Source organism: Flavobacterium artemisiae (assembly GCF_042678225.1).
Lineage (GTDB): Bacteria > Bacteroidota > Bacteroidia > Flavobacteriales > Flavobacteriaceae > Flavobacterium > Flavobacterium artemisiae.
In genome coordinates this window covers 400,176-426,710 of the sequence record NZ_JBHUDZ010000002.1, presented here as the reverse complement: position 1 = coordinate 426,710, position 26,535 = coordinate 400,176, and the positions used below count along the sequence as shown (strand labels likewise).

Below are 26,535 nucleotides of genomic sequence, written 5' to 3'. Positions count from 1 at the left end.
ATCGATTTTACTTTCAATCTCTTTAAACAAAACTATCTTTGCAGTCTAATAATACGGCATGCACAGACATTTTATTCTTTTTAAACCCTACGGCTATTTAAGTCAGTTTGTTTATGAGCTGAAGCGAAAGAAAAAGCTTTTGGGCGAATTACATGATTTTCCCGAAGGAACAATGGCGATTGGACGTTTAGACGAAGATTCTGAAGGTTTATTACTTTTAACAACTGACGGAAACATGAGCGAACTCGTTAGAAGCAAAAAAGTAGATAAAGAATATTATGTACAAGTTGATGGTGTAATTACGCCTGAAGCCATAGAAAAACTTCAAAATGGTGTTGAAATTGGTTTGGACGGCGGTAAATACAAAACGAAAAAGTGTAAAGCATCTATTGTAACTGATATTCCTGATTTTGGACCAAGAGCCAAAAAAATTAGAGACGAACGTCATGGTCCTACTTCCTGGGCTTCGATTACGGTGAGAGAAGGAAAATTTCGTCAGGTGCGAAAAATGACTGCTGCTGTTGGTTTTCCGACATTAAGATTGGTTCGTGTTCGTGTAGGAAATGTATATTTGCAAAGCTTAAAAGCGGGAGAAGTACGCGAAGTGATTGATTTTGAATTAGATAATTAATTAGATAATTTGTGAATGCGACAATTAGATAATTCTTAACCTTAGAACCTTAGTCACTTTGAATCTTAGGACCTTTAAAAAAAATAAAATGCTAAACATAGTTCTTGTAGAACCAGAAATTCCAAATAATACCGGCAATATCGGACGTTTGTGCGTGGGTACCGAAAGCCGCCTGCACTTAATTCATCCTTTTGGATTTGTGATTAATGATAAAAACCTAAAACGTTCTGGGCTTGATTATTGGGTTCATCTTGATGTTACCGAATATCAAAATGTGGAAGAATGGATGCAGCAGATTCCAGATAAATCTCGTGTTTTTTTGATGAGTTCACACGCTGAAAAATCATATTTGGAAACCGATTTTCAAGATGGTGATTGGCTGGTTTTTGGCAAAGAAAGTGTGGGTTTGAGCAAAGAAGTTTTGGCTTTGTTTGATAATCATTTAACGATTCCGATGTCAAAATTAATCCGCAGTTTTAATATTGCCAATTCGGTTGCTTTTGTAGTTGGAGAAGCTAAAAGACAAATTGGTTTGAAGAAATAATATGAGACCAATTGTTGATTTAAATAATCTCAGCTATTCTAAAGAAACTAAAATTTATTATAGTCGAACAATTATTCTTATTAGAATATTGATTCTGTTATTATTAGCTGGAACTTTAATTTACTATTTAATTGAAAATGATTACTTATCATTACTCATAGCAGGCAGCATTTTTTTATTTCAAATTCCGTATTTAATAAAATCTATAAAGAGAATGAATGAAATTCAATTTCTAATTAATTCTATAGGAATTCAGTATAGAGGTCAAATGCTGGAGCCTTGGGATAATATTGAAAATGAAAGAATTGTTAATGAATACATTAATAATGACCAAGGTTATATAGATTACCTTATCTATTATATAAAAGATTCAGGGCAGGTTATGAAATTTGATATCAGAGAATTTGGTGTTGGTACTCGAGAATTAAAACACGCACTTACTATACATAGAGGTCGATTTGAAAATGAAAGAGCTGCAAAAATTTAGTTTTTTCTTTTGAAACCGAATGCCCTAGCCCCGATCGTAGCGACATCCTTTTATTTTTTTCTTTAAAAAATAAAAGATACAGCGGAGAGCGGGATAAAGCTCCTAATAAACGAGTGAAAGTCTTCAAAAATTAAGTCACAATAAACTTTCCTTTTTCAGCATCAAAAATGATGTTTTCATCTTTAAATAAAGTATCAAAACTCCCTTTTGAAATTAAATTGCACGGCTGATCCTGAATTACAAATTCGGGTGTCATGATAATCATTTCGTCACTTAACTGAATGGCTAAATCAATATCATGAGTCGAAAACAAAATGCTTTTCTGGGTTTCGTGCGTTAATTTTTTTAATAATTTGAATAAGGAAACTTTATGAAGCAAATCCAAGTGTGTTGTGGGTTCGTCCAGAATTATCAATGCCGTATCTTGTGCCAAAGCTCTTGCAATCAAAACTTTTTGTAATTGTCCGTCACTAATTTCGAAGTGTTTTTTTCTGGCTAAATGTTCAATTTGGGTCAGCGACATAGCTTCTTGCACTTTTTCTATATCATTTTGCGAAAGCGAATCGACCCAATTGGTATACGGCTGGCGTCCTAACGCGACTAATTCAAAAACAGAAAGATTGCTCGGCGGTAATTTCTCCGTTAAAACCACACTTAAATTCTGCGCCAAATCTAACGGACTGTAAGCATTAATTTCTTTTCCATTCAAAAACACATTTCCAGCCAAAGAGGGTTGAATCCCGGTAATGGTTCGCAATAAAGTTGATTTCCCTATTCCGTTTGCTCCAATCAGGGTAATAAGTTTTCCCGAATCTAAATTTAGGTTTAGATTCTCGGCAATGGTTACCGTTTCTTTTTTGGATTTGTAACCGATGTTTAGGTTTGAAGTTTTTAGAATTGAGTTCATTTTTAAGCTACTAAGTCACTAAGACGCTAAGGTTCTAAGTTTTTTTGATGTATAAATCCGTTAATCTTTGAAATCTGTGGCAAAATCAATTTTACTTAAAATTTCTTTTTCTAACCAAAAGCCAAATTACGACTGGCGCACCAATTATAGACGTGATCGCATTTATTGGAAGCGTAACATCAAAGCCTGGCATTTCTGAAACAATATCACAAAACAACATTATTATAGCTCCAAAAAACAATGTGCTCCAAAATAAAACCGTATGATTACTGGTTTGAAAAGTGAGTTTTGCAATATGCGGTACCGCCAAACCTATAAAAGCAATTGGTCCCGCAAAAGCTGTTACACTTCCTGCCAGAGTACTGGTTGCAAATATGATAATCAAACGCGCTTTTTTAAAATTCAATCCCATACTTTTTGCGTAGTTTTCGCCTAAAAGCAATGCGTTTAAAGGTTTTATACTGCTGGCACTAAGCAAAAGTCCGATGATTACACAAACTGCCAAAATAATGATTGTTGACCAAGACAAATTTCCAAGACTTCCCATAGACCAAAACGTAAATTTCTGTAATTGTTCTGCGGTACTGAAATAGGTTAAAACCGAAACGATTGCCGTAGTAAAACTTCCGAACATTAATCCGACAATCAAAATTGCCATTGTATCACGAAGCCTTTGAGAAACGACCAGAACTAATAACAAAACCAGAGTACTTCCTAAGGTCGATGCCAAAACAATTCCGTAAGAAGACAAAGCGATCGTTTGCAAAAAGGAAGGCAGAAATCCAGCTCCCAAAATTACAAAGGCAACACCAAGACTAGCGCCCGAACTTAGTCCTAAAACATAAGGTCCTGCAAGCGGATTTCTAAAAAGTGTCTGCATCAAAAGACCGCTTATTGATAACCCGATGCCAACCAAAACGGCTGTAATGGCTTTTGGTAATCTGTAATTTATAATAATGTATTCCCAAGTCGATTTACTAGCGTGGCTTCCCGTTAAACTTGAATACACTTCTTTAAACGGAATATTGACCGAGCCTAAACTGATGCTCGAAAAAAACATAAACACAAGACCCAAGGCCAGTAATACAAACAAAAAGGTATTTCGTTTTTTATCTGCCAATTTAATTCAGTTTTGTTGCAAAAGTAAATTCGTAGCTTGACATTAAATCCGGATGAAAAATCTTGATGTAATCTTTTAATACCAAATCTGGACGGCTTGGCGATAATTCATAATAAATGATTCCGCCGGTTGCTCCCAATTTAGTTTCGAAATTATACACATTTTTGTTTGTAAAAGCATCAAATTCTGTGTAATGCGGATTGCTTTTTCCCAATTCATCCAATGTTTTTACAGCTCCAGAAGCAATCCAGACTTGTGCCGTTTTGGCTTTGTCTAAAACTTTTTCAAAAGACAAACCTTCGCTTCCAGTTCCGTCAAGATCTGCCCATAAGTAATTTGCTTTCGCGTCTTTCATAAATTGTGCTACCCAGCTTTTACCTTTTGCTACATACCAAACATCTTCGTACATGGAACCATATAAAACATTTGCTGACGCAGGTTTTTCAGCAACCAATTTTTTAGCCTGATTATAACTTTCTACAATTTTATTAAATAATTCTGCGGCTTTCTCTTCTTTACCAAACAAAGCTCCGTACAGTTTAATCCACTCCGCTTTTCCAAGGGGTGATTGTTCCATCCAATCGCCTTGAATTAAAACATTTAAACCACTTTTCTTTAAATTATCCAGCATCGGATTGTTGTTATCTACTCCAAAAGTGACAATTAAATCTGGCGCCAGATCAATTAATTTCTCCATGTCTAGTTTTTCATTTTGTCCAACATTTTTCACAGAACCTTGATCAATCAGCTTTCTTGTTTTTTCTGATGAAATGTAATCTGTATGCGGAAAACCAACTAATTTGTTCTCCACCTCAAGCATTTCTAAATACGGAATATTCGTTGTCGAAGTAACAACAATAGATTCTAACGGTACTTTTATAGTAGTATATTTTTGTAAGCTGTCTGGAATTTTGGCTTCTTTTTCTTTTAAAATATAAATGAAATTCTTATTAGCATTTGGCCACGGATTTATCACATTTACAACAGAATAGCCTTCGTATTTTACTATCGAAAGTCCAGAAGCATATTCTATAGTATTCTTTGCTGTATCAGCTTTTACAAGATTTTCCGTTTCATTCTTTTTACATCCAATAAGAAGGAAAAACGAATAAACGATAAATAGTTTAGGAAAAAAATATTTCATATTTTGCGTTTTGTGTCGAAGCAAAGGTAAATCAATTTCTATTTTTTTTGTTTACCTTTATTCTTACAAATTTAAACAAATAATATTTTTATTTGATGAACGCAGTCAAAACAAAAAAATGTTCCAGTTGTGATACTAGTTTCAGCTGTGGAGATATTTCTATAGAAAATAAATGCTGGTGCAATGACTTCCCTCCCATTTTTAGTCTTTCTGAAGATGGAGACTGTCTTTGTCCAGCTTGTTTTAAAGAGGCATGCGAAGACAAAATTGACGCGTACTTAGAAACAATTACACCCGAAAAAGCCACTCAAAATAAAGCACAATCACTACCCAAAACCGAAAAACTAATTGAAGGAATTGATTATTATATTGAAAACGGAAATTATGTTTTTAAATCCTGGTTTCATCTTAAAAGAGGAAGTTGCTGCGGTAACGGCTGCCGACATTGTCCTTATTAGTTTTAAGTTAGGAGTTAAAAGGAAAAAGTTATGCTTCGATTTAATTAAATATTTTACATAGTTTCGCTGCAACAAAAATTTAAAAATTCTTGTCGTTTAACTTTAAACCTTAAGCAAAACTTCTAAACCTTAATAAGCCCTAACCCATAACCCTTAACCAAAAAATGATTTACTTAATAACCGGCGGAGAACGATCAGGAAAAAGCAGTTATGCTCAAAATCTGGCTTTGCAACTTTCTGGAAATCCAATTTATGTTGCTACAGCGAGAAAATGGGATGAAGATTTTCAAACTAGAATTGATCGTCATCAACTAGAACGTGACCAGCGCTGGACTAATATTGAAGAAGAAAAATACCTCAGTAAAATTGATTTCTCTGAAAAAACAGCCTTAATTGACTGCGTAACACTATGGCTCACGAATTTTTTTGTTGATACTAAAAATGATGTTAGTTTAAGTCTTGATGAAGCTAAAAAAGAGTTTGAAGCAATTGCAAATCAAAAAGATACAAATATCATTATTGTTACCAACGAAATCGGAATGGGCGTTCATGCCGAAACTCATATCGGACGAAAATTTGTTGAACTTCAAGGCTGGATGAATCAGTTTTTGGCTTCAAAAGCCGATCAAGTTATTTTGATGGTTTCCGGAATTCCCGTTAAAATAAAAGGCTGATTTATAGAAATTCGAAAATTTTTAAATTCCAAATTCCAAACTGATAGCGTAACTTTACAATATTTACAATTCTATTTCTTTACAGCGATTCGATATTCGAACTATAATGAAGATTAGAATTTGGAACTCTTAAAATTGGTATTTAAAAATGAGCCATTTAGACGATATACTAAAATCCCGACGCGACACCCGACATTTTACCCACGATAAAGTTCCAGACGAAGTAATTGAAAAAGCACTTCGCGCAGGACATTGGGCACCATCGGTCGGTTTGACAGATGCTACACGATATTTCCTCATAAAATCAGAAGAAGTAAAAACGGCTATTAAAGACCTATTTTTAGAATACAATAAAAAAGCCGCTTCTTTGACAGATAATCCAGAGCAAAAAGAACTTTACAATTCTCTTAAACTTGAAGCTATAGAAGAAGCTCCAATCGGACTTATTATCGCTTACGATCGTTCGGTTTTAAATCAATTTACAATCGGAACCATCGGAAGTAACGAGGCAGTAAAATTTAGTTCGGTCTGCGCGGCACAGAATATTTGGCTTTCTCTTACAGAACAAGGTTTTGGAATGGGCTGGGTTTCTATTCTAAATTATTATCAGTTTAAAAAAATCCTAGATCTTCCAGAAAATATAGAGCCTTTGGGTTATTTCTGTATCGGAAAACCTGCAACGAATTACAATAATCAGCCGATGTTGCAGCAACTGCATTGGAGACAAAAATCGGAAACACCCGATTGCAAAGAAATTACAACTCTTCATTTAAAAAATACTTCAGAAAGTAGTTCACATTCGACCTCAGAAAAACCAGAAGAAAAGAATTTTGATATTCTTTTACAAGAAAAAATAGATTCTAAAACAAAGCCGCTTGGCGCCTTAGGAACTTTAGAAACTTTGGCTTTTCAGATAGCTTCTGTTTTTGGAACTTTAAATCCGAAAATTATAAATCCGAATATTGTAGTTTTTGCTGCCGATCACGGAATCGCTAATCATGGTGTCAGTGCCTATCCGCAAGATGTTACGCGCCAAATGGTTTCTAATTTTTTAGACGGAGGTGCCGCAATCAATGTATTCTGCAAACAAAATGATATTACTTTGTCGATTGTTAATTCAGGAGTAAATTATGATTTCCCGACGAACACCAAACTGATAAATGCCAAAATCGGAAACGGCACACAATCCTTTCTTCATGCACCCGCAATGAGCGAAAGTGAATTAGAATTGTGTTTTGAAAAAGGAAAATCGATTGTCACTACTATTGCAAAAACGAACTGTAACTGTATCGGTTTTGGCGAAATGGGAATTGGAAATACAGCAACGGCTTCTGTTTTAATGAGTCTTTTGACGGGTTTTTCTATTGAAGAATGTACCGGAAAAGGAACAGGTGTTTCAGATGAAAAATTAATTCAAAAACAAAATATCCTAAAAAAAGCGATTGAAAATTATTCCGGTCAAGCCGAATTAAAACAACAGCTGGCCTACTTTGGAGGTTTCGAAATTATTCAAATGGCTGGCGGGATGTTAAGCGCTTTTGAAAATAATATGCTCATACTCGTGGACGGTTTTATTTGCACAACTGCTTTTTTAATTACCTATAAAATGAACCCGAAAATCAAACAAAATGCCATCTTTTGCCATTGTTCTGCTGAGAAAGCGCATCAGAAATTATTACATTACTTAGACGCTAAACCTGTTTTAGATTTAGATCTGCGCCTCGGCGAAGGAACGGGCTGTGCGATTGCATTTCCAGTTCTGAAATCTGCTGAAGTTTTTTTAAATGAAATGGCTAGTTTTGAAAGTGCTGGGGTAAGTAAAAAATAAAAATTCAATCTCAATGAAAATATCAATAAAAATCTTTTCCATTTAATGAAAAAAGAACTCCATATTTTTTTTACTTGTTTAATGTTTTACACCAGGATTCCTTGTCCAAAAAACATCACACATCATCCTGATTATTTAAATAAAGCCACACGATATTTCCCTTTTATTGGATGGATTGTCGGGAGTATTTCTTTTCTCGCTTTTTATGTTTTTTCTTTTTTTGTATCGATTGAAGCTGCTGCAATTCTGGCAATAATTGCTTCTATTCTAACAACAGGCGCTTTTCACGAAGACGGTTTTGCAGATGTCTGCGACGGTTTCGGAGGCGGATGGACAAAAGAAAAAATCTTAACGATTATGAAAGACAGCGCTATTGGAGCTTACGGAGCTGTCGGACTCGTTTTACTTTTTCTTTTAAAATTTAAATTGCTATCCGAAAGCATTTCTATCTTTCAAACAAACAATTTAGATTTTCCTTTTCTTATTTTTCTGTTGTTTGTGAATGCTCATGCTTTAAGTCGTTTATCGGCAGTGAGTATCATTTTTACACATGAATATTCTCGTGACGATGCTTCGAGTAAAAGCAAACCTATAGCGCAGCAATATACTTGGAAAGAAGTTTTTGGTTCCTTTTTCTTTGGTTTACTGCCTTTGATTGTTCTTTCTTATTTTTATCATTTGTTTATTCTGATTTTGATTCCGGTTTTTTTGACCCGCTTTTTTTTGGCGCGTTATTTTCAAAAATGGATTGACGGCTATACAGGCGACTGTCTCGGCGCCACACAGCAAGTCAGTGAAGTAATCATTTATCTCAGTGTTTTAATTTTATGGAAATTTATTTAATCCGTCATACCGAAACGGTTTGCGAAAAAGGTATCTGCTACGGACAAACCGATGTGAATATAGCTGAACCATTTGAAGAAGTTTTTAAAAATATACTTTCCCAGTTACCTTCTGAAGCAGTACTATTTACAAGTCCGCTTAAACGATGCGTGATTTTAGCAGACTATATTCAAAAAAACATGAAAATTCATTCTTACCAGAAAGATCCTCGTTTGATGGAAATGAATTTTGGAGACTGGGAAATGTTATCTTGGAATGAAATTCCGCAGGACCAGCTAAATCCGTGGATGGAAGATTTTGTGAACATAAAAGTTTCCAATGGCGAATCCTTTACTGAACTTCACGAAAGAACTGAATCTTTTCTAAATGAAAAACTCGCAAAAGACGTTTTGCATCCAATTATAATTGTGGCGCATGCTGGAAGTATCAGAAGTATCTTATGTCATCAAACTTCTTTGCCATTAAAAGATGCTTTTCAAAATAATGTTGATTTTGGCAAGGTTATTAGAATTAAGCTTTAACAGCTCTTTTGTTTAGAATTTGATTCAAAATGTGAAACAAATTTGAAAAATCGATAGTTTTAACTTTATCTTTGCACAAATTTAAGGTTGTGTTTTTATAAAAAAGCACATTAAAAGGGAATCAAGTATAATCTTGAGCTGTACCCGCAACTGTAAGCTTAGTTCAAAATGAATGCTTGTTGTTACTACAATCCACTGCCACGCCCTGCGTGATGGGAAGGAAGACAACAAGACGCAAGCCAGGAGACCTGCCTTTATAACTAATATCAAGCTCTCGGGAACAAGAGTGTAGAAATTTATGATTTTAAAGAAATTCGTCATTTTTTGTTTTTTATTCATGTGCCAATTTATTTTGGCGCAGCAGGATTCTATTACGAATTTAAAACAAGTTGTAGTTTCAGACAGCAATCTTAAAAAATTCTGTAGTTCTCAGTCAATTCAAGTCATAAGTGATTCGATCATCAATACCAATCAAGCATCACTAACTTCTCTTTTAAACTTTAACACGGTAATTTATTTTAAAGAAAATGGTCTCGGAATGACATCTGGCCCATCTTTTAGAGGAACTACAAGTGCACAGACAGCAGTTATCTGGAACGGTATCAATATCAATTCTCAATTTTTAGGACAGTCCGATTTTAATACTATCGGCACGAGAGATTTTAATTCTATTACTGTAAAAGCCGGCGGAGGAAGTATTTTGTACGGAAGCGGTGCAATTGGCGGCAGTATTCACCTAAATAATGATTTGAGTTTTAAAAAAGGATTTACAAATCATTTATTTTTCAGCGCAGGAAGTTTTAATACTTACAGCGCCAATTATAAAGCCGCAGTTTCATCTGATAAGTACAGTCTTCAAATTAGTATTTCTAGAAACAGCTCTGATAATGATTTTAAATATCCTGGAAATCAAAACGAGAAAAACTTAAATGGGCAATATTATAATACGAGCATGAATACGGCTTTTGGATATAAAATTGATTCTAAAAATACCATTAAATTATACAGTCAGTTTTATGACTCTGAGCGTCATTTTTCTCTAACAACCCCGACTGCTACCAAAACAAAATACGACGATTTTAATACCCGAAATCTTTTAGAATGGGAAAGCAGACTGAATCGTTTTACTTCAAAATTAAGAGCGGCTCATATTGGAGAATCTTATAAATATTTCCCAACTATTACTTCTGATTATTTCACTTTTGGAAAAGTAGAAACTTCTATCCTCAAATATGATTTGGCTTTTGATGTAAATGACAAAATCAAACTAAACACTATTGTGGATTATAGCCGAAATAAAGGCTACGGATCAAGTATTAATGATGTTAAAAGAGAAGTTAGTTCAGGGAGTTTATTACTAAGTCATTTAGTTTCTGAAAAATGGGATTATTCGGTAAGCATTCGTCAGGAATTAACGGACAATTACGGAAATCCATTTCTTTTTTCTTTTGGAACTCGATATTTATTGACTGATTTTTATCGAATAAAACTTAATGCTTCGAAGAATTACAGAATGCCGACTTACAATGATTTATTCTGGGAAGGAAGCGGCAATCCGAACTTAAAACCTGAAACTTCCTATCAAACCGAAATTGGAAACGAATTTTTCTTTAAAAACTTTTCTGTTTCTCTAACAGGATATTATAATGATATTCAGGATTTATTACGCTGGGTTCCTACAGATAGCGGCAGTGATGTGTGGTCTCCAGAAAATACTGATCATGTAAAAACTTATGGAGCAGAAGTTCTTTTAGAATGGAAAACCAAAATAAACAATCACAACTTTACTATCAACGGGACTTATGCCTATACGGTTTCAAAAAGCAAACAGCTCATTGCTGGTGAATTGGTTTACAAACAATTGATTTATGTACCCTACCATAAAGTGACGGCATCAGCATCCTATAATTGGAAAAAACTTTCATCATACTTTCAATATTTATACAATGGTGAAGTTTACAGCACGCCTTTTAACAGCAAAGCTGGAATCGTAAAAGCTTATAATGTTGCCAATCTTGGTGCTGATTATGATTTTGGAAGAAAAAACAGTTTCAAACTTGGCGTTCAAGTTTTGAATTTATTAAATGAAGATTACCAGCCTGTTATCAGCAGACAAATGCCTGGAAGAAATTATACTATATATATTAACCTAAATTTTTAAATACATGAAAAGATTTAATAAACTTTTTTTAACTGTCATTTTTGCGTCGGCTTTTTTTGTATCGTGCAGCAGCGATGATGATGAGACTCAAGCTCCACGTGGTAATTATGATGGAGGAATATTTGTTGTAAACGAAGGAAATAACGGTACTCCTAATGGAACTATCTCTTACCTGTCTGACGATCTTAAGGTTGAGAATGATGTATTTAAATTGGTTAATAATAAAACATCTGGCGACACACCACAAAGTATCGGTTTTAATGGAGATTTAGCCTATATCGTTACAAATGCTTCTAACAAAATTGAACTTGTTAATCGTTATACTTTTAAATCTATTGCAACAATTACTACAGGTTTAATTAATCCGAGATTTATTGCTTTTGCAAACGGAAAAGGTTATGTAACAAACTGGGGAGATCCAGCAAGTTCTTCTGATGATTATGTAGCGGTACTTGATCTTTCTTCAAATACCATAACTTCAACTATTCCCGTTGTTGAAGGTCCAGAGCAAATTATCGAAAATGATGGAAAGTTGTATGTAGCACACAAAGGCGGCTGGAATCAAGGAAATTCTTTAACAATCATTAATGCAGCTACAAATACCGTTGCAACAAATTTTGTGGTTGGAGATGTACCAAGTGTACTAGAAAAAGATAATGGAACATTATATATTTTATGCGCTGGAAAACCATCTTATGCTGATGTAGAAACTGCTGGTAAAATTGTTAAGTTAAACCTAAGCAGTAACACAATTAGCTCTACGATTAATTTCTCTGAGAAAACACATCCTGGATTCTTAGATATCGAAAGCAGCAAACTGTATTATACAATTGGAAATGAAGTTTATACAACTGCAGTAAGCTCTACATCTTTGCCGACCGCTTCAACTTTTAAAGCATCAAAAATCAATATTCCTTATGGTTTTGCTGTAAAAAACAATCAAATTTACTTTTCAGATGCTGTTAATTATTCTGATGCAGGAAATATTTACATCTATTCTTTAACAGGAACTTTATCAAATACACTTAGTGTAGGAATCAATCCAAACGGTTTCTATTTTAACGATTAAACTTTTACTTTTAGAATTGTTTTTGTTTATTCGCAAAAAAGGCTTTCATTTCTGAAAGCCTTTTTCTTTTTCTATTTCTTAATTAGATTTACTAACTCTTGCGGAGCCGTTTCTAAGTACATTCCGTGACGAAGTCCGTTGATGATTTTTGAATCCGTTACGTAAGGCATTGGATTAACTTCTAAATCATTGTCGCTTCTTTTAGCCGTATTACCTGTAATAATCGAGATAGTCTTACTTAACAAAGGCTCTGCAGGATCTCCTAAAACTCCGTAAGTCGAAATTCTCTCAATCTGTGGATAATCTGCTGTTAAACCTTGCTGATAATCTCCAAAACCAGATGCATTAGCAATTTTAAATACTAAAGGCTGCATGGCATATTTATGATTTTTATTCAAACCTTCTTTAGTAACATACGTATCTGAATCATAAACGGTAAATGAACCTACATTTTTACCAGTAGTAGTTTCTCCGATCTGTACAACGCTAATGTAAGGTTTCAAACCATTAATAATCAATTCACTTGCAGATGCTGTACTTGCTGTTGTAATAATATAAATTTTACTTAGGTTTAAGCTGTTTACTGCTTTACCATCAATATCGGATACAAATCTTTCGTTTAAACTTTCTGGACTAAAAACTTGCATCAATTTATCATTATATTGTCTTTTAGAAAATACATTAGTTCCAAACTGTCCAGTAATCATAGTAGCCAATCGAGTCGAAGTACGAACAGATCCTCCTCCATTGTATCGTAAATCTAAAACCAGCTCTGTAATTCCTTGTGATTTCAGTTCACCAAAAGCTTGATTTAATTTTTCATCATAATCAGAATAAAAACCATTATACATTAAATAACCAATTTTATGGCTTCCAGAAGTAATTACTTTATTGATAAAAATTGGATTTTCTTCTAAAACAGTTTTAGTTAAAGAAACCGATTTTCCGTTTGCCACAAATGTGCTTCCGTTATAATCTGCAAAGTTTAAAGTATAACTGTCTTGACCTAACAATTGCTGATAATTAGAAACCGTAAGTTGAGTTCCGTTGATTTTGGTAAACAAATCACCACGTTTTATAGCTTTTGAAGAAGCATCCGAATTTGGAATAATATAACGTACATATCCAACCACATCATTAGATCCAGTTGCCATGCGCATTAATCTAAAATCAACTCCGTTATTTTTAGAAACACCGTTTAATTCTTGTTCAAGTACGGTATAATCGGAAACAATCCAGCTGAAGCGATCTACAGCATCGCCATTTGGGAATTTACTTTCTGGTTTATATAATAAATCTTCAAATAAATCTTCTGGTTTGCTATATCCTTTTAAGAAATCATTTAATTCGTTCTGGCTTGCAAAACGATTATCAGCTAAATTCGGGACATCAGCCTGCCATAAATAAACTTCATTCAATCCCTTCCAAATAAAATCATTTACTTGTAAAGACGCTGGAGCCGCTTTATCATCATTATCTTCACAAGACTGTAAAGAAAAGGCAAGAAAAAAAATAAAAAGAACGCTTTTTAAAGGTGTTTTCATATCGTGTAGGTTTCTATAATCGTATTAACGTAAAAGTACTATCTTTAGTTTTATCTTTAACTTCTGTGCAGTATTTTTTTACAGAAAAAAAATATTTTTTTTTATTGTAACAAATAGAATTGTGCTTCGTCTTGACTATATAAGCTAATCACTAACCAACCGATTAATGAACCAAAATGTATTTATAGAACTGATAAATCCTTTTAAAGACAAAGTTTTTCGTCTGGCAAAAAGATTGCTTACCAGTACAGAAGAGGCCGAAGATGCTACTCAGGAAGTAATGGTAAAATTATGGAACAAAAAAGAAAACCTGGAAGATTATAATAGTGTAGAAGCACTTGCCATGACAATGACAAAGAATTATTGTCTGGATCAATTAAAATCTAAAAGAGCCAGTAATCTTCAAATCGTCCATAACAACTTTACAGATCGAGAACCCAGGTTAGATAAAAAAATAGAAGATGAAGATACGCTGGAATGGGTCGAAAAAATTATAAATCAGATGCCGGAACAAATGCAGTTATTAATACAGCTTCGGGACGTTGAACAATATGAATTTGATGAAATTGCCAAAATTGTAAACATGAATGAAACTGCAATTCGAGTGGCACTTTCGAGAGCGAGAAAAAAAATTAGAGAATCAATGATCAATACACACCTTTATGGAACTAAATAATATAGAAAATCTATTAGAAAAATACTTTCAGGGAGAAACTTCTATTGCCGAAGAAAATCAGTTAAGAGCATACTTTTCTTCATCAAATGTTGCGCAGCATTTGGAGCAATACAAGCCTATGTTTGGCTATTTCTCTCATGCAAAAGAACAGAAATCGACGTATGAGATTCCACTACAAACTAAGAAACGAAATACAGCGTGGTTATCGATTGCGGCTTCGGCTGTGGTTTTGCTGGGAATTGGAACCTATTTTTATGTCAGCGAAAGCAAAACAAACACTGCAGTGGCTTCTAAGACAGAATTAGGGACTTATGATGATCCTGAAGAAGCATTAGCGGCAACGCAGAAAGCTTTAGCATTATTATCAAACAATGTTAATGTGGGTATTGAAAGTGTACAATACATTAACGAATATGAAAAATCAAAAAGTAAAATATTTAAACAATAAAATCAATCAAAAATGAAATCAACAATCTTAGAAAACAGAAAAAATAATACCAATAGTATGAAAACAGTCTTTTTAACTTTAGTTTTTGCCTTATTCACGCAGTTGTTTTACGCTCAAAGTGCTTTTGACAAATTTGATGGTCAAGACGATGTAACCTCTGTAATTGTCAACAAAAAAATGTTTGACTTAATGAGCAAAGTAAAAGTAGATGCTTCTGACAAAGAAACACAGCAATACATTAACTTAATCAAGAAATTAGATTACTTAAAAGTGTTTACAACTAAAAATCCTAAAGTGGAAGCAGACATGAAAGCTTCTGCTGACAAATACATTAAAACAGCAGGTCTTGAAGAATTAATGCGAGTAAATGATAGCGGCAAAAATGTACGCATCATGGTAAAATCCGGCGCTAGTGACACACAAATCAAAGAATTGCTGATGTTTGTTGACGGAGCGAAAAACGACGAAACGGTCTTGTTGTCTCTAACAGGTAATTTTGATTTAAATGAAATTTCTGTCCTAACAGACAAAATGCAATTACCAGGCGGTTCTGATCTTAAAAAAGCTTCTAAAGGCAAAAAATAATATGAAAGCAACTGTTTTTACCTCAGCCCTATTCTTCTTGCTTACTTTAGTAAGTTGTAATTCTGAACCTTCTCTTCAAAAATATTTTGTAGAGAACTCGGAGAAGAAAGATTTTATCGCGCTGGATATTTCGCCAAACATATTAAATGTAGAAAAATCTAAATTATCTGCCGAACAAAACGAAGCTTTAAATTCTTTTGACAAAATGAATATTCTGGCTTTTAAAGCAGATCAAACGAATCAGGCGCAGTTTGAAACAGAAAGAACCAAAGTAAAAGCCATATTAAAAGATCCGAAATATCAAGAATTAATGAAATTTGGTTCGGGTAAAGACGGCGCTTCTGTAAGTTATGTAGGCAGTGATGATAACATTAAAGAGTTTGTCATTTTTGCTAACCGAAAAGAAAATGGTTTTGCAGTTGTAAGAGTTTTAGGAGACAACATGAATCCGAATAATATCATGACTTTGATGTCTGTTCTTCAAAAATCAAAAATTGATATGGAACAGTTAAAACCTTTGGAACAATTACTAAAAAAATAAAACATCTTACTTTATTTTTAAAGGAGTCTCAATTCGGGACTCCTTTTTTATTTAAATTTGATAACCAACTCAAATTTAAAACTTTAACCAAATGAAAAACTATTATTTATTGCTCTTACTTTTAATATTCTCTACACCAATAAATAGTCAAAATTCAAAAAAGCTGAGCCAGCCGGAAAAAGATTTTGAGACTTTTTGGAATACTTTTAAAGATCACTACGCTTTTTTCGAACTAAAAAAAGTCAATTGGGATGAAACCTATACCAAATTTCGTCCATTAATCTCAAAAGAAACTTCCGAACAGCAACTTCTTCAAACATTAGAAAAAATGGTCGAACCACTAAAAGATGGCCATATCACCATTTTAAAAGGCGAAGAAGTAGTTTACAAATACAAAAAACAATCTCCTTTTTTGGAAGAATTTAAAGGCGCTCAAAAACAATTATGGGAAACTAGTATTTTGACTTTAGAAAATAATGGTTTTTCTAAAATGAAAGGAAGCGGTCCTTTATTCAAAGAGGTTTATTTATACAACAGTTGTAGAAGCACTGATTTTGGTTTTATTCGAATTTCAAGATGTTTCGGAACAATTGAAAGTCTTTTTGATGACAAAAAAGAAAAAAAAGACATCGATTTGATGCTTACCCTTTTTGACAGTATTTTAAAATCTTTTACCGACACCAAAGGAATTATAATTGACTTACGAGCAAACGGCGGTGGTCATGCCGGCGAACTTCTGGCAAAACGATTTGCATCAGAAAAAAGAATTACGCATTATAAATCTATCAAAGAGAAAGGAGATTATGAAAATTTTTCTCCTTTAAAACCCATAACAATTGAACCTAATAATGGAGTCCAATATTTAAAACCAATCGTTATTTTAACCAACGACAAAACTGCGAGTTCTGCAGAAGATTTTACAATTTCACTTTATCAACAGCCCAACGTAACTACAATCGGCACCAATACTTCTGGAATGATGTCGGATATGTTTGATGCAAAACTTTCTAAAAATATTATGTTTACGCTGTCAAATCAACGCTATTATTCTACAGACAAAAAATTATTAGAAGATATTGGAGTTCCTGTAAAGATTGAAATTCAAAACACAAAAAAAGATATTGAGAATAAAAGCGACTCAGTTATAGCTGAAGCTATCGAAGTTTTAAAAACAAAATAAGAAAGATAAAACTTACTAATTTAATTTGCTTTTTATTTTGATGCTAATCAAAATTAATTACATTTACCAAATGAGATTTTAAACTACCAAAAACTGAATCTCAAAACTAATTAAACCATAATTATGATACAAAAAACATCAAATGCCTTTATAGCGGCATCGTGGGTGGCTCTTGGAGCTGGAACAGTTGGATTTATCGTTGGACTTGCGAGAGCTGAAATGTTATTAAACGAAAAAGGATATTATTTCACAGTTCTTATGTTCGGACTTTTTGCTGTAGTTTCTTTGCAAAAAAGCGTAAGAGATAGACTTGAAAAACTTCCTGTTACTGATATTTACTACGGAATCTGCTGGTTCGGAACTTTATTATCAATCGTTCTTTTAGTGGTTGGACTGTGGAATGCGACGATTCTGCCAAGCGAAAAAGGTTTTTATGCATTTGCATTTTTACTAGCTCTTTTTGGTGCTATTTCTGTTCAGAAAAATACTAGAGATAATATGAATTTTAATCAAAGTGAGTAATTTCAGAAATAAGAGAACAAAAAAGCTTCTAATTATTGAAGCTTTTTTAATTTATAAATAATCGTTTTATGGGACAAAAAATTTGTGCAATTGTAACAGAAAAAAAATATAAATACGATAAAAACTTAATTCATTTCTTAGAAAATGATGTGGTAATTATACCTCTAAAAATCGACGGAAATACAATTCAATATTTTATCAAAGAAGCCGATAATTTTGATACTATTATTGAATATATAGAATATTTAAAATCACTTCCATTTTATAACATAATGGGAGGTTCATCAGAGAGTGAGCAAAGCATTAATTCTATAATTGATATTATCGAAACATATAAATTAGAAGATTTTTCAATTGAATATTACACAGAATGGGCAGACATCCCAGATGATAATTTTTATATTGCAGTAATTAATGGAAAAATTAAAAAAGATTCAATTGCACTTGAAGAAGAAAAATTTTTCGGGAATTACAACAATAAGAAAAAATACAATGAAATTATAGGTTTAGATTTTTCATGGGTAGCAAATGAAGAAAGATATTTTGATTATGAAAATGCTAAAGAATCTTATTATAAAAAATAATTTAAATTTTATAAAAACTAAAAAAGCTCCAATTTTCATTGGAGCTTTTCTTTTATAATAGAATCTGAGATTATTTACTCAAATACATTTTTCTTCTAGAGTACAATTCGTAGAATTGATCGTCTTTTAAGTCATCAATAAACAAGATGCTTTCTCCTGTTGACTTCATTTCTGGTCCTAACGCTTTGTTTACGTTCGGGAATTTGCTGAAAGAGAAAACTGGTTGTTTAATTGCATATCCTTTTAATTGTGGATTGAAATCAAAGTCAGTTACTTTATTATGACCTAACATTACTTTTGTAGCATAGTTTACATAAGGTTCTCCGTAAGCTTTTGCAATAAACGGAACCGTTCTAGAAGCTCTTGGATTCGCTTCGATAATGTAAACGGTATCATCTTTAATTGCAAACTGGATATTGATTAATCCAACCGTTTTTAAAGCTCTTGCAATTTTATGCGTGTGATCTTTAATTTGCTGCATTACAAATTCTCCTAAGTTAAAAGGAGGCAATGTTGCGTTACTATCTCCAGAGTGAACTCCACAAGGCTCGATGTGTTCCATAATTCCGATGATGTACACATTTCCATCAGCATCACAAATTGCATCAGCTTCAGCTTCGATAGCTCCAGCTAAATAGTGATCCAGAAGTAATTTGTTTCCAGGAATTGTTTTCAACAAATCGATAACGTGCTCTTCTAATTCCTTTTTGTTGATTACAATTTTCATTCCCTGACCTCCTAATACATAAGAAGGACGAATTAAAAGTGGGAAATCTAAAGTATCAGCTAATTTTGAAGCTTCGTCAGCTGTTTCAGCGATTCCGAATCTTGGGAAAGGAATATGCAATTCAGTTAACAAGTCAGAGAAACGTCCTCTGTCTTCTGCTAAATCCAATGCATCAAAACTAGTTCCGATGATTTTAATTCCGTATTTAGAAAGTTTATCAGCCAATTTCAAAGCTGTTTGTCCTCCTAACTGAACAATTACACCTTCTGGTTTTTCGTGTTGGATGATATCATAAATATGCTCCCAGAAAACTGGCTCGAAGTATAATTTATCAGCCGTATCAAAATCTGTAGAAACCGTTTCAGGATTACAGTTAATCATGATCGTTTCGTAACCGCATTCTTTTGCTGCTAAAACTCCGTGTACACAAGAGTAATCAAATTCGATTCCCTGCCCAATTCTGTTTGGTCCAGAACCTAATACGATAACTTTCTTTTTGTCTGTTACAATACTTTCGTTATCTACAAAACGTTCTCCGTTTGCTTTTTCGATTTCTGCCTCAAATGTTGAGTAGTAATAAGGAGTCTGTGCTTTAAACTCAGCTGCACAAGTATCTACCAATTTAAATACACGGTTGATTTTTTGCTCCATACGTAAAGTGTGAACTTCACTTTCTAAACAATTCATCATGTGTGCCAATTGTCTGTCTGCAAAACCTTTTTGTTTCGCTTCTAACAATAATTCTTTTGGAAGATCGCCCACTTTATAGTTAGAAATTTCTTTTTCTAAAACATAAAGTTCTTCGTATTGTTTCAAGAACCACATATCGATTCTTGTAATTTCGTGGATTCTGCTCAACGGAATTCCCATTGCGATTGCATCGTAAATTACAAACACACGATCCCAGCTTGCGTAAGTCAGTTTCTCGATAATTTGTTCGTAATCTTTATATCCTTTTCCGTCAGCTCCTAAACCATTTCTCTTAATCTCTAAAGATTGAGTTGCTTTATGAAGCGCTTCTTGGAAAGAACGTCCGATCCCCATAACCTCACCTACAGATTTCATCTGAAGACCTAAAGTTCTGTCTGAACCTTCAAATTTATCGAAGTTCCAACGTGGTATTTTAACGATTACATAATCTAAAGTAGGTTCGAAAAGAGCCGAAGTAGATTTAGTAATTTGGTTTTGTAATTCATCTAAATTATATCCTAAAGCTAATTTCGAAGCGATTTTAGCAATTGGATAACCTGTAGCTTTTGATGCTAAAGCAGAAGAACGAGATACACGAGGGTTGATCTCGATTGCTACAATATCTTCTTTTTCATCTGGAGAAACTGCGAATTGTACGTTACATCCTCCAGCAAAATTTCCGATACTTCTCATCATTAAAATTGCGTAGTCACGTAATTTTTGGAAAGTTGTATCTGATAATGTCATCGCTGGCGCAACTGTAATCGAATCTCCAGTGTGGATTCCCATTGGGTCCATATTTTCGATCGAACAGATAATTACAACGTTGTCATTTTTATCTCTTAAAAGCTCTAACTCGTACTCTTTCCATCCCATTAAAGCTTTATCAATTAAAACTTCGTGAATTGGAGAAGCTTCAAGACCTCTTGTTAAAAGCTCATCAAAATCTTCTTTTTTGTAAACAACCGCTGCTCCAGTTCCTCCAAGTGTAAACGAAGGACGAATTACTAATGGAAAACCAAATTCTTGAGCGATTTCTTTTCCTTCTAAGTAAGAAGTAGCCGTTTTTGCAGGCGCAGTTGGTACATTTATTTTTTGCAAAAGCTGTTTAAATTGCTCTCTATCTTCAGTAATATTAATTGCATTAACATCAACACCAATTAATTTTACTCCGAAATCCTGCCAGATTCCTTTTTCGTCTGCTTCCAAACACAAGTTCAAAGCCGTTTGCCCTCCCATTGTTGGTAAAACTGCATCAATTTGTGGATGTTCCTTCAGAATTTCAATAATCGATTTTGTAGTTAAAGGTTTCAAATAAATATGATCGGCCATAGATGGGTCGGTCATAATAGTTGCTGGATTAGAGTTGATCAAGATAACTTCAATCCCTTCTTCACGAATTGAACGTGCAGATTGAGATCCCGCATAGTCAAATTCGCAAGCTTGGCCAATAACAATAGGTCCTGAACCTATTATTAAAACTGATTTTATTGATGTGTCTTTAGGCATTTTTTGTATGTATTGTGTAGTTATAAAAAGTCTTCTAAAAACATTCGTAGTGTATTCTAAACTAGAATGTTGGGAAAATTATTACCGACAAGGTATAAAAAAAGGCGATACTAAAAAAGTAATCGCCTTATGTATGTTTATACAAACATTATTTTTTGTGTCTAGGCTCGCTAGAAACAGTTAATTTATGTCTTCCTTTTGCTCTTCTACGCGCTAGAACTTTTCTTCCATTCGCAGAAGCCATTCTGTCCATAAATCCGTGCTTATTTCTTCTTTTTCTTTTCGATGGTTGAAAGGTTCTTTTGCTCATTGCTTTGTATCTTTAAAAATGGTATCTATTAACTCTTTTTTGGTTTTGGATATCGTTGTTCAAAAACCGAGTGCAAATATACAAAGACTTTTTTTTCTGGCAAGCACTTTAATAAAAATATTTTTAATTCATTTTACTATATTTGCAATCACAAATTTACAATAATTATGTTTCACAAAAATATTAAACTTATTTTGGCCGGACTTCTTGTGGTTGCTGGCATCTGGCAATTTACAGAAAGTAATATCGGGAACGGTGTTTTCCTTATTTTACTTACTGCAATTCCAATTTTTCTTTATTTTAAAAACGAATTTATCCTTTTAGCCTTCCTTAAATTAAGAAAACAAGATTTTGAAGGCGCTAAAAAATGGTTATCATACATTAGAAATCCAGAAGGTGCATTAGTAAGAAAACAACAAGGATATTTAAATTACTTACAAGGTATCATGTTGTCTCAAACAAATATCAACCAAGCAGAGAAACATTTTAAAAAAGCAATCGAACTTGGACTATCTATGGATATGGATTTAGCTGTAGCTAAATTAAACCTTGCTGGAGTTGCTATGTCACGCAGAAGAAAATTGGAAGCTACTAATTTACTTAATGAAGCTAAGAAATTAGACAAACAAGGAATGCTGAAAGAACAGATTACTATGATGAAAGAACAAATGAAGAAAATCTAACGATTTTTTTAAATTCCAAATATGAAATCCCAAATTCCAAAAGAGTTTGGGATTTTTTTTATTTTAGATTTTTTATCCGAGGAAAGAATCGACAATCTTTGTAGAGCTGCTTACGAAGATCCTTCCTTCGTCAGGATGACAAAAAAGGTGAAAAATACTTTGTCAAAGAAATCTCAAGTTAAAATTGGAATTTAAACCTTTTAATCTTCCAATATAATAGAAGGCAGATTCTCGTTCAGCCATTTATATTTATTGAGAATCATAATGTGTGTCCCTCCTTTTACGACAATACAGCTGTTGATATATTTTATAGGAAAAACGTAATCATTATCTCCATGAATATGAATTACTTTTTCGTCAACACTATTTCTATCCCATCGGATAACAGTTTCTACTGCCCATTGCAAATAACGAATATCTCGTACCGAAAGAAATTTTTCATACAATTGAATGCGCTTATTTATTCTTTCACCAAACGAAAACTTAGCTAGTTTTTCTACATTCAATAAAATCTGCAGCGGAATCAATTTGTATGCTTTTGTTCTTTTTCCAAACTTCATCCTTCTCGGGAATTCAGCATTACTTCTTACGCTCGAAATAATAATCACTTTACGAGCCTCTATATGTTTTGCCATTTCTTGAACCAAAATACCGCCAAACGAAACACCAATTAAAACAGGATTCTCATGTTTTATATTTTTAACTATACGAAGCGCATAATCAGATAATGATTCTTTTTGTTTCGGAATTTCCCATTCTAAAAAATATACTTCAAAAATATTTTCGTCTAGTTTTATTCTTTCAAAAATAGTAGGACTTGCCGCCAAACCTGGCATAAAATAAACCGGAATTTTACTCATAGCACCCAATAGAGATTACGATTACAATTATTTTCTAAAATTAACTTTTTTTACTGTTATCTTAATCAAATTTCAAGCCTTAATTATGTAATCGATTCCAAAAAAAATAGGTCTTCTCAAAAAATTAACTTAATATTGAAAATCAAATGATTACCTTTGTATTTGAAATAAATTCTGACCTAAAATCTTATAAAGAATTTTCTTTCAGTTTTATTTCCCGTCCCAAATTCACTATTTAAACATAACCAAAAAACACTAATTACTATGGAAACAATTGCAACTATGGAAATCAAAGACAACACTTTTGCGCGCCAATTTGAAGCCACAGTATCTGAAGGAATGCTGGCAGTTGAATATTCATTTCAAGAAAAAAAGATTTTTTTGACCAAAATCAACACGCCGGATTCTTATCAAAACGAAGAAGCTATTAATACACTGCTTAAAAATGTCTTAGATTTAAGCGGCGAAAAAAATTACAGAGTTGTCCCTATTCACCCAAAGATTGTGGCATTCTTCAAAAAAAATCCTCGATACAAAGAATTACTTCCTCCTGGAATCAGAATCTAAAAATCGCCGATTAATCGGAGCCATAATCCTCCGATTACCATATAAATAAAGAGCATAACCAATCCGGTTATCAATCCTTTAACCCACCAGCTTTTTAGGTCTACGTAACCGCTCCCGAAGAAAACGGGAGCTGGTCCGTGGCCATAATGCGTTAAAGTCCCGTATAGCGAACCTATAAATCCCAACATAAACGCAAGCAACAAACCAGGAATACCAAGTGAAATTCCAACACCAAGCAAAGCCGCATACATTGCCGCAACGTGCGCCGTTGCACTGGCAAATAAATAATGACTAAAGAAATAAACCAAAACTATAATAGGAAAAGCCATCTGCCAGCTTAATCCGCCAATTTCTGTTTTTACCAAATCACTGAACCAGGCAATAAATCCTAATTCGTTTAGCGAACTGGCCATCATTACTAAAACAGAAAACCAAACAATAGTATCCCACGCTCCTTTTTCGGCTTTGACATCATCCCAAGTTAAAACTGAGGTTAAAAGCAAAATCACTAATCCAATAAAGGCTGTAGTTGTGGCATCAATTGAAAATAAATCTCCTGTCATCCAAAGGAAAAGCAGAATAAAAAACGTTAATAACATCATCCATTCGTTTCGTGTTATTGCCCCCATTTCTTTTAGTTTCTGCGTGGCAATCTGTGGTGCATCTCCAGTCTTTTTTAATTCTGGCGGATATATTTTATACAACACAAACGGAATTACAAAAAAAGCGCATAATCCAGGAACTATTGCCGCAGCTGCCCAAGACATCCACGTGATTTTAATTCCGAGATTTAAAGCAAACTTCTGACACATGGGATTACTTGCTGTTCCGGTTAAAAACATAGACGATGCGATCAAATTCATATTATAACTATTTAAAGTTAAATAGGAACCCAATTTTCTATGCGTTTCGGGCTGATCTGGCATTGAACCAAAACTCATCGACATAGATTTCATTATTGGATAAATAATTCCTCCTCCTCTAGCCGTATTACTTGGAACGGCCGGCGCTAGAACCAAATCTGCCAAACCCAAACCATACGCTAATCCGAGCGAACTTTTTCCGAATATTTTAATGAATAAAAAAGCAATTCTGTTTCCTAAACCTGTTTTTATAAATCCTCTTGCGATGAAAAATGATATTCCGATGAGCCAGATTACTTTATCACCAAATCCTTTCAAAGCCAATGTAATCGATTTTCCTGGATCGCCAGGCGCTAAAACTTGTGACATGGCCGTCAAAGCAATTGCAATCATACACATAGTTCCCATTGGTGCTGCTTTCAGGATAATTCCTAAAATGGTTGCTACAAAAATGGCAAACAAATGCCACGCTTCTACTTTTACTCCATTTGGCGCAGGAATAAACCAAATTGCAATTCCGATTATTAATGTGATTATCGTCTGAGGAATTTTTACTTCTTTCATAAAAATAAATTTTAAGTAAATTAAAGTCGAAGCTGTAATTGAATTAAAAACAATTCATCATTATAAGTTGATGTATCAGGAATACTTCTATCAAAACGGTCAATTTCAAATCCCATTTCTATTCGGCCTGTATAAGCTTTTCCGAATTCTAAACTAACCATTGGCGTATAAGTCTGACGCACGTTTGAATTGATTTTATAACTCGGATCAAAAGTTTCATAACGACAGGAAACTTCTAGTGCCGTTAGTTTTTTATAATTGACTACGTAACGCAAATTGGGAAGAAAATAAACTCCGCGCATTTGATAATTAGAAACCTCACCTACTCTTTGATCTGCAGGAAGCGAGAAATACAAATTATGATTGGTTCCTTGTTTGTATTCTATCTGCAAATCGAAAGTAAATTTGTCTGTCAGTTTAAAATCGCTCGTAATATCGGCTCCAATTGCAAAAACATTTTCTTTAAACACTTTTCCGAAACCTCCGTTTAGACCTAAATTGATTTTATGTTCTTTTGAAAGGCCAAAAACCCAGCGAGTCGAATACTGCTTTCCGTTGTCTTTATCCATTTCCACGTTTTTACCATTTCCGTTTAAAACTGAAACTGCGTAACTTATTGGAATTTTCCCTACATCAAAAGACCCTGTTGCCGAAGCTCCAATTTGAAAACTGGTCCAGCCGTTTTTTCCAAATTCATAATATTGATTAGAGAAGTCAAAAGATTTTATGATATCGACAGGAACAAGCTCTTCAATACCGAATGCGGGACGAAATTGCCCTCCAGTTAAAGCAATATATTTATTAAAAGTATATTTTCCGTAGGCATTTTCGAGAACTTTACCTTTGGTATCTGATTTAAAATCCGCTAAATTGACCAAGATTACAACTTCGGTTGCTTCACTTAATTTTGTATTTAAACCGACACGCATTCTTTTGATATCAAAAGAACTCTGCGTAACGTCGCCAGTTGAATGATGCATTCCTAAAACATCAACATTATCTCCAAAACTTTCTAGATAACGCGCCTGCAAAAGCCCTTTTAACTGGTATTGTGGATATTTCACTTCGGCCTCGACTTTATCTTCGCCTTGATTTACGTCGCCTTGAGCATTCATAAAAAAAGGAAAAAATAAAAGAATAAAAACAATTCTTATTAGTGGCTTGTTTACAAACTCCATAAATAAAAAATTAAATTTTTATTACCTGATCAAATCAGTTTTTGGTTCTCACAAAAAGATAACTACCTTACATTCAATCTAAAACACACTCTAAAGTAGCAAAAATAGTTTTACAAT

28 protein-coding genes and 1 riboswitch are annotated in these 26,535 nt (G+C 33.6%); of the genes, 19 read left to right on the top strand and 9 right to left on the bottom strand.

Translation table 11 applies throughout. The features are described from left to right. Positions 1–58 precede the first annotated feature (58 nt). From ACFSC2_RS03835 to ACFSC2_RS03825, 3 genes are all read left to right on the top strand, one after another. On the top strand, positions 59–631 hold the full coding sequence (locus ACFSC2_RS03835; RefSeq protein WP_379816292.1) for a pseudouridine synthase: 573 nt from the start codon (positions 59–61) through the stop codon (positions 629–631). Positions 632–719: 88 nt separating this feature from the next. Next, a complete protein-coding gene (locus ACFSC2_RS03830; RefSeq protein WP_379816291.1) occupies positions 720–1,175 on the top strand; it encodes a tRNA (cytidine(34)-2'-O)-methyltransferase in 456 nt (151 codons plus the stop codon). Between the two features lies 1 nt (position 1,176). Beyond that, complete coding sequence (locus ACFSC2_RS03825; protein ID WP_379816290.1) at positions 1,177–1,662, top strand: hypothetical protein; 486 nt, start codon at positions 1,177–1,179, stop codon at positions 1,660–1,662. A 130-nt stretch (positions 1,663–1,792) separates the two neighbouring features. On the opposite strand, the gene ACFSC2_RS03820 is transcribed toward ACFSC2_RS03825, so the two are convergent. From ACFSC2_RS03820 to ACFSC2_RS03810, 3 genes are all read right to left on the bottom strand, one after another. Beyond that, complete coding sequence (locus ACFSC2_RS03820) at positions 1,793–2,569, bottom strand: ABC transporter ATP-binding protein (RefSeq protein ID WP_379816289.1); 777 nt, start codon at positions 2,567–2,569, stop codon at positions 1,793–1,795. A gap of 91 nt (positions 2,570–2,660) precedes the next feature. Continuing rightward, positions 2,661–3,689: a FecCD family ABC transporter permease gene (locus ACFSC2_RS03815; RefSeq protein ID WP_379816288.1), complete on the bottom strand. Its 1,029-nt coding sequence runs from the start codon at positions 3,687–3,689 to the stop codon at positions 2,661–2,663. A gap of 1 nt (position 3,690) precedes the next feature. Next, positions 3,691–4,833 carry an ABC transporter substrate-binding protein gene (locus ACFSC2_RS03810; RefSeq protein ID WP_379816287.1) on the bottom strand — a complete coding sequence of 381 codons (1,143 nt, stop codon included), beginning with the start codon at positions 4,831–4,833 and terminating at the stop codon, positions 3,691–3,693. Positions 4,834–4,928: 95 nt separating this feature from the next. Between ACFSC2_RS03810 and ACFSC2_RS03805 the strand changes: the two genes are divergently transcribed. From ACFSC2_RS03805 to ACFSC2_RS03775, 7 genes are all read left to right on the top strand, one after another. Next, a complete protein-coding gene (locus tag ACFSC2_RS03805; RefSeq protein WP_379816286.1) occupies positions 4,929–5,291 on the top strand; it encodes a DUF5522 domain-containing protein in 363 nt (120 codons plus the stop codon). Positions 5,292–5,455: 164 nt separating this feature from the next. Continuing rightward, positions 5,456–5,965: a bifunctional adenosylcobinamide kinase/adenosylcobinamide-phosphate guanylyltransferase gene (cobU, locus tag ACFSC2_RS03800; RefSeq protein ID WP_379816285.1), complete on the top strand. Its 510-nt coding sequence runs from the start codon at positions 5,456–5,458 to the stop codon at positions 5,963–5,965. Between the two features lie 148 nt (positions 5,966–6,113). Further along, positions 6,114–7,793 (top strand): nicotinate-nucleotide--dimethylbenzimidazole phosphoribosyltransferase, encoded by a 1,680-nt coding sequence (gene cobT / locus ACFSC2_RS03795; RefSeq protein ID WP_379816284.1) that lies wholly within the window; start codon positions 6,114–6,116, stop codon positions 7,791–7,793. 45 nt (positions 7,794–7,838) lie between these two features. Beyond that, entirely contained in the window at positions 7,839–8,636 is a 798-nt protein-coding gene (locus ACFSC2_RS03790) for an adenosylcobinamide-GDP ribazoletransferase (protein ID WP_379816283.1), read from the top strand. After that, the gene (gene cobC, locus ACFSC2_RS03785; RefSeq protein ID WP_379816282.1) at positions 8,621–9,157 is read left to right on the top strand and encodes an alpha-ribazole phosphatase; all 537 of its coding nucleotides are present in this window, start codon (positions 8,621–8,623) and stop codon (positions 9,155–9,157) included. Before ACFSC2_RS03790 ends, cobC begins: the two co-directional genes overlap by 16 nt. 67 nt (positions 9,158–9,224) lie before the next feature. After that, positions 9,225–9,427: riboswitch (cobalamin riboswitch) on the top strand. A gap of 67 nt (positions 9,428–9,494) precedes the next feature. Next, the gene (locus tag ACFSC2_RS03780) at positions 9,495–11,318 is read left to right on the top strand and encodes a TonB-dependent receptor plug domain-containing protein (protein WP_379816281.1); all 1,824 of its coding nucleotides are present in this window, start codon (positions 9,495–9,497) and stop codon (positions 11,316–11,318) included. 4 nt (positions 11,319–11,322) lie between these two features. Beyond that, positions 11,323–12,387 (top strand): YncE family protein, encoded by a 1,065-nt coding sequence (locus tag ACFSC2_RS03775; RefSeq protein ID WP_379816280.1) that lies wholly within the window; start codon positions 11,323–11,325, stop codon positions 12,385–12,387. A 71-nt stretch (positions 12,388–12,458) separates the two neighbouring features. Here the strand turns inward: ACFSC2_RS03775 and ACFSC2_RS03770 are convergent, their stop codons facing one another. Continuing rightward, positions 12,459–13,931 carry a S41 family peptidase gene (locus ACFSC2_RS03770; protein ID WP_379816279.1) on the bottom strand — a complete coding sequence of 491 codons (1,473 nt, stop codon included), beginning with the start codon at positions 13,929–13,931 and terminating at the stop codon, positions 12,459–12,461. A gap of 166 nt (positions 13,932–14,097) precedes the next feature. On the opposite strand from ACFSC2_RS03770, the gene ACFSC2_RS03765 reads away from it, so the two are divergent. The 7 genes from ACFSC2_RS03765 (at position 14,098) to ACFSC2_RS03735 (ending at position 18,467) form a co-directional block, all read left to right on the top strand. After that, positions 14,098–14,607, top strand: a complete 510-nt coding sequence (locus tag ACFSC2_RS03765; protein ID WP_379816277.1) for an RNA polymerase sigma factor — start codon at positions 14,098–14,100, stop codon at positions 14,605–14,607. Continuing rightward, complete coding sequence (locus tag ACFSC2_RS03760) at positions 14,594–15,055, top strand: hypothetical protein (protein WP_379816276.1); 462 nt, start codon at positions 14,594–14,596, stop codon at positions 15,053–15,055. Before ACFSC2_RS03765 ends, ACFSC2_RS03760 begins: the two co-directional genes overlap by 14 nt. A gap of 57 nt (positions 15,056–15,112) precedes the next feature. Beyond that, positions 15,113–15,640 (top strand): DUF4252 domain-containing protein, encoded by a 528-nt coding sequence (locus ACFSC2_RS03755; protein WP_379816367.1) that lies wholly within the window; start codon positions 15,113–15,115, stop codon positions 15,638–15,640. 1 nt (position 15,641) lies between these two features. Continuing rightward, the gene (locus ACFSC2_RS03750; protein WP_379816275.1) at positions 15,642–16,181 is read left to right on the top strand and encodes a DUF4252 domain-containing protein; all 540 of its coding nucleotides are present in this window, start codon (positions 15,642–15,644) and stop codon (positions 16,179–16,181) included. Positions 16,182–16,272: 91 nt separating this feature from the next. Beyond that, entirely contained in the window at positions 16,273–17,361 is a 1,089-nt protein-coding gene (locus ACFSC2_RS03745) for a S41 family peptidase (protein WP_379816274.1), read from the top strand. 123 nt (positions 17,362–17,484) lie between these two features. Beyond that, positions 17,485–17,883, top strand: coding sequence for an inner membrane protein YiaA (gene yiaA, locus ACFSC2_RS03740; RefSeq protein ID WP_379816273.1), 399 nt, complete (start codon positions 17,485–17,487; stop codon positions 17,881–17,883). A 68-nt stretch (positions 17,884–17,951) separates the two neighbouring features. Continuing rightward, positions 17,952–18,467, top strand: coding sequence for a hypothetical protein (locus ACFSC2_RS03735; protein WP_379816272.1), 516 nt, complete (start codon positions 17,952–17,954; stop codon positions 18,465–18,467). 70 nt (positions 18,468–18,537) lie between these two features. On the opposite strand, the gene carB is transcribed toward ACFSC2_RS03735, so the two are convergent. Beyond that, positions 18,538–21,393 carry a carbamoyl-phosphate synthase large subunit gene (carB, locus tag ACFSC2_RS03730; protein ID WP_379816271.1) on the bottom strand — a complete coding sequence of 952 codons (2,856 nt, stop codon included), beginning with the start codon at positions 21,391–21,393 and terminating at the stop codon, positions 18,538–18,540. Between the two features lie 148 nt (positions 21,394–21,541). Beyond that, a complete protein-coding gene (rpmH, locus tag ACFSC2_RS03725; protein ID WP_008464848.1) occupies positions 21,542–21,703 on the bottom strand; it encodes a 50S ribosomal protein L34 in 162 nt (53 codons plus the stop codon). A 167-nt stretch (positions 21,704–21,870) separates the two neighbouring features. On the opposite strand from rpmH, the gene ACFSC2_RS03720 reads away from it, so the two are divergent. Continuing rightward, entirely contained in the window at positions 21,871–22,386 is a 516-nt protein-coding gene (locus ACFSC2_RS03720; RefSeq protein WP_379816270.1) for a DUF2892 domain-containing protein, read from the top strand. Positions 22,387–22,586: 200 nt separating this feature from the next. Here the strand turns inward: ACFSC2_RS03720 and ACFSC2_RS03715 are convergent, their stop codons facing one another. Continuing rightward, the gene (locus ACFSC2_RS03715; RefSeq protein ID WP_379816269.1) at positions 22,587–23,246 is read right to left on the bottom strand and encodes an alpha/beta hydrolase family protein; all 660 of its coding nucleotides are present in this window, start codon (positions 23,244–23,246) and stop codon (positions 22,587–22,589) included. A 264-nt stretch (positions 23,247–23,510) separates the two neighbouring features. On the opposite strand from ACFSC2_RS03715, the gene ACFSC2_RS03710 reads away from it, so the two are divergent. Further along, the gene (locus ACFSC2_RS03710; protein WP_228012126.1) at positions 23,511–23,813 is read left to right on the top strand and encodes a GNAT family N-acetyltransferase; all 303 of its coding nucleotides are present in this window, start codon (positions 23,511–23,513) and stop codon (positions 23,811–23,813) included. On the opposite strand, the gene ACFSC2_RS03705 is transcribed toward ACFSC2_RS03710, so the two are convergent. Next, positions 23,810–25,240 carry an anion permease gene (locus tag ACFSC2_RS03705; protein ID WP_379816268.1) on the bottom strand — a complete coding sequence of 477 codons (1,431 nt, stop codon included), beginning with the start codon at positions 25,238–25,240 and terminating at the stop codon, positions 23,810–23,812. The two genes, ACFSC2_RS03710 and ACFSC2_RS03705, sit on opposite strands and share 4 nt — an antisense overlap. Positions 25,241–25,260: 20 nt before the next feature. Further along, positions 25,261–26,355, bottom strand: coding sequence for a porin (locus tag ACFSC2_RS03700; RefSeq protein WP_379816267.1), 1,095 nt, complete (start codon positions 26,353–26,355; stop codon positions 25,261–25,263). Positions 26,356–26,535: the final 180 nt, after the last annotated feature.